General features: G+C 60.9%; 18 protein-coding genes and 1 tRNA gene. 4 read left to right on the top strand and 15 right to left on the bottom strand.

Going from position 1 to position 14217, the window contains the following annotated elements; translation table 11 throughout:
• The first annotated feature begins 28 nt into the window (after nt 1-28).
• Nucleotides 29-982 (top strand): alpha/beta hydrolase, encoded by a 954-nt coding sequence (locus FS665_RS02220; RefSeq protein ID WP_145182688.1) that lies wholly within the window; start codon nt 29-31, stop codon nt 980-982.
• 86 nt (nt 983-1068) lie between these two features.
• Here FS665_RS02220 and FS665_RS23360 read toward each other — a convergent pair whose 3' ends face one another.
• The 10 genes from FS665_RS23360 to thrS all read right to left on the bottom strand — a co-directional run bounded on the left by FS665_RS23360 (nt 1069) and on the right by thrS (nt 8969).
• On the bottom strand, nt 1069-1239 hold the full coding sequence (locus FS665_RS23360; RefSeq protein WP_178108281.1) for a hypothetical protein: 171 nt from the start codon (nt 1237-1239) through the stop codon (nt 1069-1071).
• A gap of 241 nt (nt 1240-1480) precedes the next feature.
• A tRNA-Pro gene (locus FS665_RS02215) sits at nt 1481-1557 on the bottom strand.
• Nucleotides 1558-1672: 115 nt separating this feature from the next.
• Complete coding sequence (locus FS665_RS02210; protein ID WP_145182685.1) at nt 1673-2029, bottom strand: MerR family transcriptional regulator; 357 nt, start codon at nt 2027-2029, stop codon at nt 1673-1675.
• On the bottom strand, nt 2010-2312 hold the full coding sequence (gene ihfA, locus FS665_RS02205) for an integration host factor subunit alpha (protein WP_003250679.1): 303 nt from the start codon (nt 2310-2312) through the stop codon (nt 2010-2012). The genes FS665_RS02210 and ihfA overlap by 20 nt, the downstream gene beginning before the upstream one ends.
• A gap of 4 nt (nt 2313-2316) precedes the next feature.
• Entirely contained in the window at nt 2317-4698 is a 2382-nt protein-coding gene (gene pheT / locus FS665_RS02200) for a phenylalanine--tRNA ligase subunit beta (RefSeq protein WP_145182682.1), read from the bottom strand.
• A gap of 31 nt (nt 4699-4729) precedes the next feature.
• Nucleotides 4730-5746 carry a phenylalanine--tRNA ligase subunit alpha gene (gene pheS / locus FS665_RS02195; RefSeq protein ID WP_145182679.1) on the bottom strand — a complete coding sequence of 339 codons (1017 nt, stop codon included), beginning with the start codon at nt 5744-5746 and terminating at the stop codon, nt 4730-4732.
• Between the two features lie 109 nt (nt 5747-5855).
• The gene (gene rplT / locus FS665_RS02190) at nt 5856-6212 is read right to left on the bottom strand and encodes a 50S ribosomal protein L20 (RefSeq protein WP_003250671.1); all 357 of its coding nucleotides are present in this window, start codon (nt 6210-6212) and stop codon (nt 5856-5858) included.
• Nucleotides 6213-6239: 27 nt separating this feature from the next.
• Nucleotides 6240-6434, bottom strand: coding sequence for a 50S ribosomal protein L35 (gene rpmI, locus FS665_RS02185; protein ID WP_003250667.1), 195 nt, complete (start codon nt 6432-6434; stop codon nt 6240-6242).
• 61 nt (nt 6435-6495) lie between these two features.
• Nucleotides 6496-7047, bottom strand: coding sequence for a translation initiation factor IF-3 (gene infC, locus FS665_RS02180; protein WP_178108280.1), 552 nt, complete (start codon nt 7045-7047; stop codon nt 6496-6498).
• Entirely contained in the window at nt 7047-8969 is a 1923-nt protein-coding gene (thrS, locus tag FS665_RS02175) for a threonine--tRNA ligase (RefSeq protein ID WP_145182676.1), read from the bottom strand. The genes infC and thrS overlap by 1 nt, the downstream gene beginning before the upstream one ends.
• A gap of 334 nt (nt 8970-9303) precedes the next feature.
• Here thrS and FS665_RS02170 point away from each other — a divergent pair, with 334 nt between their 5' ends.
• Both FS665_RS02170 and FS665_RS02165 read left to right on the top strand, forming a co-directional pair.
• Nucleotides 9304-9606 (top strand): hypothetical protein, encoded by a 303-nt coding sequence (locus FS665_RS02170; protein ID WP_145182673.1) that lies wholly within the window; start codon nt 9304-9306, stop codon nt 9604-9606.
• A 160-nt stretch (nt 9607-9766) separates the two neighbouring features.
• Nucleotides 9767-9979 carry a cold-shock protein gene (locus FS665_RS02165; RefSeq protein WP_003250656.1) on the top strand — a complete coding sequence of 71 codons (213 nt, stop codon included), beginning with the start codon at nt 9767-9769 and terminating at the stop codon, nt 9977-9979.
• A 92-nt stretch (nt 9980-10071) separates the two neighbouring features.
• Here the strand turns inward: FS665_RS02165 and FS665_RS02160 are convergent, their stop codons facing one another.
• Nucleotides 10072-10392: an I78 family peptidase inhibitor gene (locus FS665_RS02160; protein ID WP_145182670.1), complete on the bottom strand. Its 321-nt coding sequence runs from the start codon at nt 10390-10392 to the stop codon at nt 10072-10074.
• Between the two features lie 260 nt (nt 10393-10652).
• Between FS665_RS02160 and FS665_RS02155 the strand changes: the two genes are divergently transcribed.
• The gene (locus tag FS665_RS02155) at nt 10653-10865 is read left to right on the top strand and encodes a hypothetical protein (RefSeq protein WP_145182667.1); all 213 of its coding nucleotides are present in this window, start codon (nt 10653-10655) and stop codon (nt 10863-10865) included.
• On the opposite strand, the gene FS665_RS02150 is transcribed toward FS665_RS02155, so the two are convergent.
• The 4 genes from FS665_RS02150 to FS665_RS02135 are packed head-to-tail and all read right to left on the bottom strand — an operon-like array spanning nt 10837 to nt 14215.
• Nucleotides 10837-11844 (bottom strand): nucleoside hydrolase, encoded by a 1008-nt coding sequence (locus tag FS665_RS02150; RefSeq protein WP_145182664.1) that lies wholly within the window; start codon nt 11842-11844, stop codon nt 10837-10839. The genes FS665_RS02155 and FS665_RS02150 overlap by 29 nt on opposite strands.
• Before the next feature lie 35 nt (nt 11845-11879).
• A complete protein-coding gene (gene rbsD, locus FS665_RS02145) occupies nt 11880-12278 on the bottom strand; it encodes a D-ribose pyranase (RefSeq protein WP_145182661.1) in 399 nt (132 codons plus the stop codon).
• A complete protein-coding gene (gene rbsK / locus FS665_RS02140) occupies nt 12275-13183 on the bottom strand; it encodes a ribokinase (protein ID WP_145182657.1) in 909 nt (302 codons plus the stop codon). The genes rbsD and rbsK overlap by 4 nt, the downstream gene beginning before the upstream one ends.
• Before the next feature lie 9 nt (nt 13184-13192).
• Nucleotides 13193-14215 carry a LacI family DNA-binding transcriptional regulator gene (locus FS665_RS02135; RefSeq protein ID WP_145182654.1) on the bottom strand — a complete coding sequence of 341 codons (1023 nt, stop codon included), beginning with the start codon at nt 14213-14215 and terminating at the stop codon, nt 13193-13195.
• Nucleotides 14216-14217 lie beyond the last annotated feature (2 nt).

The raw sequence follows: 14217 nt of genomic DNA, 5'->3' as shown, positions 1-14217 counted from the left end.
CCAGGCAACGCCAGACCGCGAGGCTTGAATGTCCACGTACACACTCGAACCGCAACTTCAGCAGTACCTGCGCGAATGCGCCCAGTTCGAAGGGAACACCGAAGATTGGCAGGTGCGCCGCGCACGCTTTGCCGAATCGGGCAGGTATTTTTCCCCGGACATGGCTGGTATCGCTGTGACCGACGAACACTGCCGGCACGTGCCGGTTCGCATCTATAAACCCGAGGCAGCGGCGCAAGCGGTCCCCCTGCCCACGATCATGTACCTGCACGGAGGCGGCTGGTGCCTGGGCGACCACACTACTCACGACTGGTTCGCGCACGCGCTGTTGTCGCGCCTGCATGCCAGGGTGATCGCAGTGGGCTACCGGCTTGCGCCTGAACATCGCTTTCCTGCGCAGTTGGATGATACGCGCACCGTGTGGGAGGCGCTGAACCAGGGCCATTGGCACGACGTCGATACCCGCGCTCTGGCGGTGGTCGGTGACAGCGCCGGTGCAACGCTGGCGGCTGGGCTGTGTATCGACCTGCACGACCGCGGCCAGCCTCAACCGCTGCTGCAGGGGTTGCTCTATCCCCTGCTCACGCGGCGTCCCGATCTGCCGTCCATGCAGGCCCACGCCGATGCGCCGCTGCTGACCAGTGCCGACGTGCACGCTGCACTGGCGCTCTACGCGCCGGAGCCAGAACAGTACCTTGACCCCAGGGCGCTGCCGCTCGATGCAACCATCCGACCAGGGCTCGCCCCTGCATTCATCGTGGCGGCGCAGTACGATCCCCTCGCCGATCATGCCCAGGCTTACGCAAGCGCATTGGCCACGGCAGGGGTGGCGGTGGAATTCCATCTGGCACTGGGGATGCTGCATGGGGGCCTGCGGGCAGCGAAACTGGCGGAGACGGCCAAGGTATTCGAGCGCCTGTCGAATGCACTCGGGCGGGCTGTCTCAAGGCCAAACCAACGCACGAGTGCAGGTGACAGCTAGGCAGCCGCGGAGGCCGGCCCAGGTACACCGGGCGCGATGAGACGCCGAACACCCCGGATGAAACGCCCCTCAGCCCCCCTTGCAACTCAAGCCCGCCGACAGTACCCGGCGATCAATAACCCCGCGCCTGGCACCAGCAAACCCACTGCGGTGTAACCGAACGCAGACTGCCCTGAAAAGCCCACAGCTGCGAATGCAGCACCCACGGCAATCAACGGCGCGGCGACGAGATAAAACGGTTTGGCTGTCTTGCCCATATCGAACCTCCTGTAGGACCTCCACTTTTTAACACAACGGTCCGCTGGTAGGCGCGGGGATGGAGCGCCGTTGGGATGAAAAACACACAGCAGAAGGCTGGAGGAGCACTGAGGCCATTTGAGAAGGCGAGGACTGACCGTTTTGAAAAGGAGGCAGGTGTAAAAGGTGAGAAGTCACTCAAAAGTCACGCACATGAAAAAGGCCACCCCTTTCGGAAATGGCCTAAATCACTGAAATATATGGTCGGGACGGAGTGATTCGAACACTCGACCCCTTGCACCCCATGCAAGTGCGCTACCGGGCTGCGCTACGCCCCGACTGGGCTTGAAGCATGTTCTCGATGTTGCCAAGAACGTTGAAGAATGTACCCTAAGCTCATGATTAATGGAAGCTTTTTTCTCAAAAATTTTCCACTCATCAGAAACCGCCAAGCTACTTCTTCAAAACCACCAACACATCTTCCAATTCGACGATCATCTGCCGAATCAGCTGCTTGTACTGGCTCGACTCATCCTTCACCTCATCACTGGAAAGCCGCAAGCGCGCCCCGCCGATGGTGAAGCCCTGATCATACAGCAAGGCCCGGATCTGGCGGATCATCAGCACGTCTTGGCGCTGATAGTACCGCCGGTTGCCCCGCCGCTTCACAGGATTGAGTTGCGCAAACTCCTGCTCCCAATACCGCAGCACGTGTGGCTTTACGGCACACAACTCGCTGACTTCACCGATAGTGAAGTAGCGTTTGCCCGGTATGGGGGGCAGTTCGTCGTTATGGCTTGGTTCCAGCATAGGCCTCAACCCGGGCCTTCAACTTCTGCCCTGGACGAAAGGTGACGACGCGCCGTGCGGTGATCGGGATCTCTTCCCCAGTCTTGGGGTTGCGGCCCGGCCGCTGACGTTTGTCGCGAAGGTCAAAATTGCCGAAACCGGACAATTTGACCTGCTCGTTCTCTTCAAGTGCGTGCCGAATTTCTTCAAAAAACAGCTCGACCAACTCCTTGGCCTCACGCTTGTTAAGCCCCAGCTCCTCGTACAGCCTCTCGGCCATCTCAGCTTTCGTCAGAGCACCCATGCCGTTATTTCCTTAACGTGGTGTTCAACCTTTGTTCGAGCGAGGTGAGGATGTTGTGCAGGGTAGTGTTCACCTCATCGTCGTTAAGAGTGCGCGATGGATGCTGCCAGGTCAAGCCGACGGCCAGGCTTTTTCTATCAGGATCAATACCTTTACCCTGGTAGACATCAAACAGCCTGAGGTCTGTGAGCCATTCGCCTGCATTGTCACGAATTACGTCAAGCACTGCTTGAGACGCTACATCACGTCCTGCGATCAAAGCCAGGTCACGACGGGTTTCTGGGAACTTGGACAATTCGCGGAATTTAGGCAGGCGGCCTTCGACCACATCTTCCAACACCAGCTCGAAGACGAACACCGGGCGGTCCAGGTCCAGGGCTTTGGCAAGCTCCGGGTGCAGGGCGCCGAGATAGCCGACATCCTTGCCGTCACGCTGGATCAGAGCAGTCTGGCCAGGGTGCAGGGCCGGATGCTTGCCGGCGACGAAGGTGAAATCGCTCAGCGCGCCGCTGTAACCCAACAGGGCTTCGACATCGGCCTTGACGTCGAAGAAGTCGAGGCTGTCACGGCCGTTGGCCCAGCCCTCAGGCAGGCGGCTGCCGGTCACCACGCCAGCGATCATTGGCTGCTGCTGCAGGTCGCCGAGCTGGCCGACAAAACGCAGACCACTTTCGAACAGGCGTACGCGGTCTTGCTGGCGGTTGAGGTTGTGCTGCAGCGCCTTGACCAGGCCGGGCCACAATGAGGCGCGCATGGCGGCCATGTCGTTGGAGATCGGGTTGGCCAGCAGCAGCGGCTCGACGCCTGGGCTGAACAGCTCGAACAGCTTGGGATCGATGAAGCTGTAGGTAATGGCTTCCTGATAACCACGGGCTACCAGCAGGCGACGCAGGTTTGGCAGCTCACCACGGGTTTCCGGACGCGCTTGCGGCGCCAGGCGCGCTTGCGGGTAACGCACGGGCAGGTTGTTGTAACCGTACAGACGAGCCAACTCTTCGATCAGGTCGACTTCCAGGCTGATGTCGAAGCGGTGGCTTGGCACGTTGACGGTCCACTGCCCTTCCCCAGCCGCTCGAGTCATCAGGCCCAGGTTGTTGAGCAGTTGCTCGACCTGCGCCGGGTCCATTTGCATGCCCAGCATCTGGCTGATGCGCTCAGCGCGCAAGGTTACCGGGGCGATGTTCGGCAGGTGCTGCTCGCTGACGGCTTCAACCACCGGGCCGGCTTCGCCGCCGACGATATCAAGCAGCAGCTGAGTCGCGCGCTCGATGGCTTCGCGGGCCAGTTGCGAGTCGACACCTCGCTCGTAGCGGTGCGAGGCATCGGTGTGCAGGCCGTAGGAGCGCGCTTTACCGGCGACGGAAATCGGCTCGAAGAAGGCGCTTTCCAGGAACAGGTCGCGGGTCTTCTCAGTGTTCACACCGCTGTGCTCGCCGCCCATGACGCCGGCAATCGCCAGTGCCCGGGTGTGGTCGGCGATGACCAGGGTATCGGCACGCAGGGCCACTTCCTGGCCGTCGAGCAACACCAGCTTTTCGCCCTCCTCGGCCATGCGCACACGAATCCCGCCGTTGATTTCAGCGAGGTCGAAAGCGTGCATCGGCTGACCGAGCTCAAGCATCACGTAGTTGGTGACATCGACGGCCGCATCGATGCTGCGCACGTCGCTGCGACGCAGGCGCTCGACCATCCATAGCGGCGTCGGCTTGCTCAAATCGACGTTACGGATCACGCGGCCCAGGTAACGTGGGCAGGCCGCTGGCGCGCTCACCTCGACCGGGCGCACTTCGTCATGCGCAGGCGCAACGGCTGGCACCACCGGGCGGGTGACCGGTACGTCATACAGCGCGCTGACGTCACGGGCAAGGCCGGCGATGGACAGGCAGTCACCGCGGTTCGGCGTCAGGCCGATCTCGATGCTGGCGTCGTCCAGGCTCAGGTACTGGCGGATATCCTCGCCAACCGGAGCGTCGATTGCCAGTTCCAGCAGGCCGTCGTTCTCTTCGCTGATCTGCAATTCGGCTGCCGAGCAGAGCATGCCGAACGACTCGACACCGCGCAGCTTGGCCTTCTTGATCTTGAAGTCGCCAGGCAGTTCGGCGCCGATCATGGCGAACGGAATCTTGATGCCAGGGCGGGCGTTAGGCGCGCCGCACACGACCTGGAAGGTTTCCTGACCGTTGCTGACCTGGCAGACGCGCAGCTTGTCGGCGTCTGGGTGTTGTTCGGTGGCGAGGATCTCGCCCACTACGATGCCGCTGAACTGGCCGGCAGCGGGGGTGACGCTGTCGACTTCAAGGCCGGCCATGGACAGGCGGGCGACCAGTTCGTCACGGGAGACTTGCGGGTTTACCCAACCACGCAGCCACTGTTCACTGAATTTCATGCTGTTCTCCTAGAAAGTGCGTCGATTGGGCCTAGCGGAATTGCGCCAGGAACCGCAGGTCGTTATCGAAGAACAGACGCAAATCGTTGACGCCATAGCGCAGCATGGCCAGGCGCTCGGCGCCCATGCCGAAGGCGAAGCCTTGGAACTCTTCAGGGTCGATGCCAGACATGCGCAGCACGTTGGGGTGGACCATGCCGCAACCCATGACTTCCAGCCAGCCGGTCTGCTTGCACACACGGCAGCCTTTGCCGGAACACATCACGCACTGGATATCGACCTCCGCCGAGGGCTCGGTGAACGGGAAGAACGACGGGCGGAAGCGCACAGCCAGTTCTTTTTCGAAGAACACCCGCAGGAATTCTTCGATGGTGCCCTTGAGGTCGGCGAAGTTGATGCCACGGTCGATCAACAGGCCTTCGACCTGGTGGAACATCGGCGAGTGGGTGATATCCGAGTCGCAGCGGTACACGCGGCCAGGGCAGACAATGCGAATCGGCGGCTGGCTGGACTCCATGGTCCGCACCTGCACCGGCGAGGTGTGGGTGCGCAGCAGCATGTTGGCATTGAAGTAGAAGGTGTCGTGCATCGCCCGGGCCGGGTGGTGACCAGGGATGTTGAGCGCTTCGAAGTTGTGATAGTCGTCTTCGACCTCTGGGCCTTCGGCAATGCCGTAGCCGATGTGGGTGAAGAACTGTTCGATGCGCTCGAGGGTACGGGTGATCGGGTGCAGCCCGCCGGTGGTCTGGCCACGGCCTGGCAGGGTCACGTCGATGCATTCGGCGGCCAGGCGAGCGCTGAGCTCGGCCTCTCCAAAGGCGGCCTTGCGAGCGTTGAGCACGACGCTCACGCGCTCTTTGGCATCGTTGATCAGCGCGCCGACCTGCGGGCGCTGTTCGGCTGGCAAGTTGCCCAGGGTCTTCATCACCTGGGTCAGTTCGCCCTTCTTGCCGAGGTACTGAACCCGGATCTGTTCCAGGGTAGTGATGTCTTCAGCGCGCTCGACAGCCTCCAGGGCTTGCGAGACCAGCGCATCCAGGTTTTCCATGTACAGACTCCAGATACGAAAATAGGGGAAGAGCTTTGAAGGCTCTTCCCCTATCGATGACGTTCAATGCCCGGCGGCGCATGCACCGCCGGGTGATTGTCGCGGGTACTTAAGCCAGAACGGCTTTAGCTTTCTCGACAATCGCAGCAAACGCCGCTTTTTCGTTCACTGCCAGATCGGCCAGAACCTTACGGTCGATTTCGATCGACGCCTTTTTCAGGCCAGCAATCAGACGGCTGTACGACAGACCGTTGGTGCGGGCACCGGCGTTGATACGAGCGATCCACAGTGCGCGGAACTGACGCTTCTTCTGACGACGGTCACGGTAGGCATATTGACCAGCCTTGATGACAGCCTGCTTGGCAACGCGGAATACGCGCGAGCGTGCACCGTAGTAGCCTTTAGCCAGTTTCAGAATTTTCTTGTGACGCTTACGAGCGATGACGCCACGCTTAACACGAGCCATGAGTAACTTCCTCTATCTAAACCAGAATTAACGTACGCGCAGCATGCGCTCGACTTTTGCTACGTCGGACGGGTGCAGCAAGCTGGCACCGCGCAGTTGACGCTTACGCTTGGTCGACATTTTGGTCAGGATGTGGCTCTTGAAAGCGTGCTTGTGCTTGAAGCCGGAAGCGGTCTTCAGGAAGCGCTTCGCAGCACCGCTCTTGGTTTTCATTTTTGGCATGTTGGAACTCCGCATTCGATAAAATTACACAATAATCATCAGGCCTGCCGTGCCCGGGAGATTACTTCTTCTTTTTGGGGGCGATGACCATCATAAGCTGGCGTCCTTCCATCTTAGGATGCTGTTCCACGGTGCCGTATTCCACGAGGTCAGCTTCGACCCGCTTCAACAGCTCCATGCCCAGCTCCTGGTGGGCCATCTCACGACCACGGAATCTCAGAGAGATCTTGGCCTTGTCCCCATCGGCAAGGAAACGTACCAGGTTGCGTAGTTTTACCTGGTAATCCCCTTCTTCCGTCCCTGGACGAAACTTGATTTCTTTAATCTGGATCTGCTTCTGATTTTTCTTGGCTTCGTTGGCCTGCTTCTTCTTCTCGAAGAGGTGCTTGCCGTAGTCCATCACCTTGCAGACAGGCGGTACCGCGTCTGCAGAGATTTCCACCAGATCCAGCTTCGCTTCTTCAGCGATACGAAGCGCTTCATCAATCGAGACGATGCCAACCTGCTCGCCGTCTGCGCCAATTAACCGAACCTCGCGGGCCGAGATATTCTCGTTGATCGGGGCCTTCGGTACAGCACGCTTATCATTTCTCATTTCACGCTTAATAGTCATTACTCCGATTCTTGGCGACCACGCCGGGAAACCGCTTGTGTCAGCAGCTCGGTGAACTGGGCGACGGGCATGGAGCCCAGGTCAGCGCCTTCACGAGTACGCACAGCGACGGTTTGCGTTTCGACTTCGCGGTCCCCTATAACCAAAAGGTACGGGACCTTGAGCAAAGTATGCTCGCGGATTTTAAAGCCGATCTTCTCATTTCTCAAGTCCGACTTGGCACGGAAACCGCTACCGTTCAGTGCATTTTCCACCTGGAGGGCGAAATCGGCCTGTTTGTCGGTGATGTTCATGATCACCGCCTGGGTCGGCGCCAGCCATGCGGGGAACACACCGGCGTAGTGCTCGATCAGCATGCCGATGAAGCGCTCGAACGAGCCGAGGATGGCGCGGTGCAGCATGACCGGGCGCACGCGGCTGTTGTCCTCGGCGATGTAGCTGGCGTCCAGGCGCTCAGGCAGGTTCGGGTCGTACTGCAAAGTGCCGCACTGCCAGTTACGGCCCAGGCAATCGCGCAGGGTGAACTCGATCTTCGGTCCGTAGAACGCACCCTCGCCCGGTTGGTATTCCCACTCCAGGCCCGATTCGTTCAAGGCATCGGCCAGCGCACCTTCGGCACGGTCCCACAGCTCCTCGGAGCCGACACGCTTGGCCGGACGGGTGGAGAGCTTCATGGCGATGTCGCTGAAGCCGAAGTCCTTGTAGACGTCCAGGGTCAGCTTGATGAAGTCGGCCGCCTCTTTCTTGACCTGCTCCTCGGTGCAGAAGATGTGGGCATCGTCCTGCACGAAGCCGCGCACGCGCATGATGCCATGCAGGGCGCCAGACGGCTCATTGCGGTGGCAGGCACCGAATTCGGCCAGGCGCAGCGGCAGGTCGCGATAACTCTTCAGACCCTGGTTGAACACCTGCACGTGGCACGGGCAGTTCATCGGCTTGACCGCGTAATCACGGCTTTCCGACGACGTGGTGAACATGTTTTCGGCATAGTTCGACCAGTGGCCGGAACGCTCCCAGAGAATGCGGTCGACCACTTGCGGGGTCTTGATTTCCTGGTAACCGTTGGCGCGCTGGATCTGGCGCATGTACTGCTCGAGCACCTGGTACACGGTCCAGCCGTTGGCATGCCAGAACACCATGCCGGGCGCCTCTTCCTGCAGGTGGAACAGGTCAAGCTGCTTGCCGATCTTGCGGTGATCGCGTTTTTCGGCTTCTTCGATACGCTGGATGTACGCCGCCAGCTGCTTCTTGTCGGCCCAGGCGGTGCCATAGACGCGTTGCAGCTGTTCGTTCTTGGCATCGCCGCGCCAGTAGGCGCCGGACAGCTTGGTCAGCTTGAACGCCTTGAGGAAGCGGGTGTTCGGCACGTGCGGGCCGCGGCACATGTCGACATATTCTTCGTGATAATACAGGCCCATGGCCTGTTCATCGGGCATGTCTTCGACCAGGCGCAGCTTGTAGTCTTCGCCACGGGCCTTGAACACGTCGATGACCTCTGCACGCGGGGTCATCTTCTTGACCACGTCGTAGTCTTTCTCGATCAGCGCCATCATGCGCTTTTCGATGGCAGCCATGTCTTCAGGAGTGAAGGGCCGCTCGTAGGCGATGTCGTAATAGAAACCTTCATCGATCACCGGACCGATGACCATCTTGGCGGTTGGGTACAACTGTTTCACCGCGTGGCCGACCAGGTGGGCACACGAGTGACGGATGATCTCCAGTCCCTCTTCATCTTTAGGGGTGATGATCTGCAGGGTGGCGTCGTTGTGGATCAGGTCGCAGGCATCGACCAGCTTGCCGTCGACCTTGCCGGCCACGGTCGCCTTGGCAAGGCCGGCACCAATGGATGCGGCGACGTCGGCAACGGATACGGCATGATCGAACGAACGTTGACTGCCATCGGGAAGAGTAATAACGGGCATGGCGCCTCCTCTCCTAGTGGTGACCCCTACCAAAGGTCACGTGGGTTGGGATGAGCCAGTACAAGATCCGACCTGCCTTCCCGCCGGGAAGCCTGCCTCACAGTGGCAGAAGCCTTTCGGCTTGCCAGGACGAACCAGAGTGACTGGAAAATGAGAAATAGCTGCAAGCTGCCAGAGGCGAGCTGCAAGCCGACCATGCTAGCACGCGGGTTGCAGGGCCGGCAGAAATATTTGGAAATTACATCGCCTGGATGAACTAACCCAGGAAAAGTCCTATCAGACCTTGGGAAGCAACCTACTCTTGATGAGACCTTAACCCAAGGAGTAACTGGTTATGCGAGTACCGTCTCTTCTGGCCCTGGCGGCCACTGGCGCCCTGCTGCTACCGATGGCTGCCACTGCCGGCAACTTCCCCGCCGGGAAGGAGGCCGCATACATGAACCAATGCACCCAGGTGGCAACCGACAAGGGCCTGGATGCCGCGACCGCCAAGAAGCACTGTGACTGTGGTGCCCAGGCGATCAAGCAGAATTTCACCGACAAGGAGATTCAGGACCTGGATAGCAAGGATGGCGTGGACACCAAGCTGATGCAGAAAGCACAGTCGGTCGTACAAGCTGCCTGCAAGCCGAAATGAGCCTGGCGCGGGTGTGACCGACGCACTATTTGCCTCGGATCAATATCCTGCGAAGGTAAACAGCGCTAGATGCGCAGAATTAGACTATGATGTTCCCGTGCTCCGTAGCCTCGGCCGCATTGCACCACTGAAAAAACTAAATGTTCTGGAGATTCACCTCATGTCCAATCGCCAACAAGGCACCGTCAAATGGTTCAATGATGAGAAAGGCTACGGCTTCATCACCCCAGCAGGCGGCGGCGACGACCTGTTCGTACACTTCAAAGCCATCGAATCTGACGGCTTCAAGAGCCTGAAAGAAGGCCAGACTGTTTCCTTCGTCGCCGAGCGCGGCCAGAAGGGCATGCAGGCTGCTCAGGTTCGTCCGGAGTAATTCGGGCAGCTGTAAAAAAACCCGCCACGTGTGGCGGGTTTTTTTATGGCCTTCTGGCTGGCATCGCCCACCAGGAGCGATGGGCAGACCTCTCAGCCGCAGTTGACGCGGGTTACGACACCCTGCTCGTCAACATTCAGGTTCAAGCGCTCGGAGCGGTACTCCAACGTCACCACATCGCGCGGCTTGAGAATGCGCGCCGTTTGCGAGCCGCTGGCCTTGCGTGCTTGCTCGAGCAGGTCGGCACTGCCTTGTTTGCCGATGGCAAAATCAGCACCACTGGCCTGGCAGCGACCATCGTTGCTGGCTGTGCCATCGACCGCCTGGCCACCGCCGGAGCTGCCGCCGGTGCTGCAACCAGCCAACACAGCAGCAACCGCCAAGGTCGCCAGCAACGCACGGGTACGGAACATGAATCCTCCTAAAATCGATCTGGGAACTGCCTGATCCGACAGTTCCACCAAGAGTTTGTTGCAAAACCGTGCAAGTCTGCCCGAACTGCGCCCGCTTCGGCCAACGGCAATCGTGACCGAATTTTACCGCTCAGCCGACGAGTCGCTTGGTTCGAGCCGCAAAGTCATGATTTACTTTAGGAAGTGAAGGCACAGTGCCTTCTTCGAACGCCAGGATCCGGTGTTCGCCCCTCCGCCCCGGGCCCCAGCGAGACCTCTTCATGAGCACCCACAGCATCGACGCCAACATCAAGGTCAAATGGGCCGAGGGCCAGAGCGCCTACAGCCCCGGCACCCCCGAGGAGCTGCTGCTGATTGCCATCGATCTGCTGGTGCGCGACCGCGGCAGTGACGCGGCGCGCAGCTTCATCGACCAGGTCTTCGAGCGCTACGCGCCGCATGGGGCTATGGCAATCGAGCCAGGCGCTCGCTGAGCAAATCGAAGAATCCTTGAGCGTTGCCGTCGTTGATCCACAGCACGTTGGCAGGCTGCTTGAGGACCCCATACCAGTCAGCGACGGTCTGACCGAAGCCTGGCCCCTCGCGGCTGTCGACGCTCATGTGAATGCGTCTGCCGCTGAACAGCTCAGGCTTGAGCAGATAGGCGATGACACTGGCATCGTGCACCGGACCGCCGGGCATGCCGTACAGGTCCATGTCGTGCTTTATGTAGGCCTCGAGGATATCGACCACCTGCTTGCTGGTCTTGTTGTTCACCGCGGCCAGCTGTTTCAACCGCGCATCGCTGGTCAGCACTTTGTGCGTGACGTCCAGCGGTAGATAGGTCAGCTGCACACCGCTGGCCAGCACCACTTCAGCTGCGTGCGGGTCGGCATAGAGGTTGAATTCGGCAGCCGGCGTGATGTTGCCGCCGTTGAAGTGCGCGCCGCCCATTACTACCACTTCCTTTATGCCCTTGGCGATCTCTGGCTGCTGAATCAGCGCCAGTGCAAGATTGGTCTGTGGCCCGAGCATGGCCAGGGTAATGCTGTGCGGCTGCGCTTGACCCAGGGTATCGATCAGGTATTGCACGGCGTTGCCGTCGGCGAGTGCTTGTTTCGGCTCGTGCACCTGTACCCCGGTAAGGCCCTCTTCGCCATGGACTTCAGCGGCGTAGATCGGCGTGCGCACCAGTGGCCGGCCTGCTCCGGCATACACGGGAATGTCTTCGCGCCCCGCCCACTCACGGGCCAAGCGCGCATTGCGCGAGGTTTTTTCCAAGCGCACGTTGCCGGCCACGGTGGTGATCGCGCGGATATTGAGTTCCTCGCGCGAGGCCATCGCCAGGAACAGCGCCACCACATCATCGGCACCGGGGTCGGTGTCGATGATCAGCTCACGCGGGGCGGCCTGCAGGCTGGTGGCGGCAGCAGCGGCCATGAGGGTCAATCCTTGTAGCAGTGGTTTGAGCATGGGGCACTCCTGTTGCCGAAAGAAAACATGCGGCGTTAAAAGGTCACGCCGGAGACCAGGGCGATGTTGCTGTAGGGCTGACACTCGCCGGTACGCACGATGGCCCGGGCATTGCGGGTCAGCTGCTTGAAGGCTTCGTGATCGAGCCATTCGCGCTTGCCGAGCTTGCCTTTCAGACGCTCGATCTCGACCAGCGCCGGCGGCACCACCGCTTGCATCTGTTCAGCCAGAACGTGCCGCTCTACCTGCAGCTCGCTCAATACCGCGCGCAGTACGCTGGTGAAATCGGGGATGCCCGGGCACAACGCCAAGTCAATCAGTTCGACCCCAGGCGGTACCGGCAACCCGGCATCACCGATCACCAAGATGTCACCGTGCCCCATCCCGGCGATGGTGCGCGACAGGGCGATGTTCAGCAACGCGGTCTTTTTCATGGGATGAGCTCCGCCAAGTACGGAATCGACGGCTGCGCCCCGGCGCGGGTGACCGACAAGGCTGCCGCACGCTGACCGAAGGCGATGGCCTGGTCCTGCGTCTGGCCTTGCACCAGCGCTGCGGCAAAACCGCCAATGAAGGTGTCACCGGCCGCCGTGGTATCCAGCGGTCGCACGTGCGGCGCCGGAAAATGCCGACTGCCGGCACGCTCGACCAGCAATGCGCCCTGCGCGCCCAAGGTGACGATGACCTTGCCAGCGCCCATGTGCAACAGGCGCTCACCGGCGCGGCGGGCGCTGTCCAGGTCGGTGACCGGCTCACCGGTCAACGCCCCGGCCTCGCTTTCGTTCGGCGTTAGATAATCGATGTTGGCGAACCAATCCGGCGGCAGCGGCCCTGTAGCCGGGGCGGGATTGAGGATGACCTGCTTGCCGAGCTCGCGACCTCGGGCAAGCGTCCAGGCTACCGTCTCGGCAGGCACTTCCAGCTGGCAGATGATGACCTCGGCCGCCTGCAGCAGGGCATCGAAACGCTGTACCGAGGCAGGCGTCAGCAGGCCATTGCCGCCGGGTATGATGACGATACAGTTCTGGCTGGCAGCATCGACCGTGATCAGCGCCACGCCGCTGGAACTGCCTGGACAGACGCTCACCGCCTGGCACTCGACCCCTTCAGCCTGCAACGCCTGGCGCAACTGCTGGCCATAGGCGTCATCGCCAACATTGCCCACCATGGCAACGCTTGCGCCCAGGCGGGCCACGGCTACCGCCTGGTTGGCGCCCTTGCCGCCAGGCACGGTGAAAAACTGCTCCCCGGCAAGGGTTTCGCCCGGCCTTGGCAGCCGCTGAGCGCGGGCCACCAGGTCCATATTCAGGCTCCCGACCACCACGACCTTGGCACTCATTGCAATTCCTTAGCGGTAATCATTGAACAAATCCGGGCGCGGCCCGGTGGATTCGCGCGGCACGATGCGCGGCTCGACAATGCGCTGCTCGGCAGCGCCAGCACGTGGCACGGCGATGCGCGACAGCAATAAGGCGGCGGCGCTTTCACCCAACTCGCGGATCGATTGACCCACGGTGGTCAACGGTGGGTACACATAACGGCTCAGCTCGATGTCGTCGAAGCCAATCACCGACAGCTCACCGGGCACGTCAATATTGCGCTCGGCTGCCGCACGCAACACGCCGAAACCGATCATGTCATTGCCGGCGAAGATGGCCGTCGGGCGTTCGCCATCGAGCAAGCGCCCGGCTGCGGCATGGCCACCGGGGCTGGTGAAGTCGCAGTGCAGCTCGCGCTCGGCGGCGACCGGTGCCTGTGCTTCAGCCATCGCCCGGCGAAAACCGCGCAGGCGCAGCTGACTGACACCGGTTTCGGCGGGGCCACCGATGTAGGCGATATCACGGTGACCCAGATCCAGCAGATGTCGGGTTGCCAGGTAGCCGCCTTGTTCGTGGTCGATGCGCACCAGATCGGCATCGACGCCCTCGAGTTCGCGGTCGACGATGACCATGGGCGTGCGCACACCGGCCAGGCTCTGCAACAGGTCGGCGTCCTCGCCCACCGATGCCACCACCAGGCCGTCGATGCGTTTTTCCAGCAACACCCGCAAGTAGCTGCGCTGTTTCTGCGGGTTGTCATCGGAGTTGCACAGGATCACGCAGTAGCCGTTGCGTTCGCAGGCATCCTCGATGCCGCGCGCCAATTCGGCGAAATAGGGGTTGACGCTACTGGGCACGAGCAGGCCGATGGTCGCCGTGCTGCGCGCCTTGAGTGAGCGCGCCACGGCGCTGGGCACGTAGTCGAGCTCGAGGATCGCGGCCTCTACCTTGAGCCGGACCTGCTCGCTGACCGGACGCGTCTTGTTCAGCACATGCGACACCGTGGTGTAGGAAATGCCCGCCAGGGCAGCGACATCTTTGATGGTGGCCATGT

The organism is Pseudomonas sp. URMO17WK12:I11 (assembly GCF_007677725.1).
Taxonomy (GTDB): Bacteria; Pseudomonadota; Gammaproteobacteria; order Pseudomonadales; family Pseudomonadaceae; genus Aquipseudomonas.
This window is presented reverse-complemented; position numbering and strand designations above follow the sequence as displayed.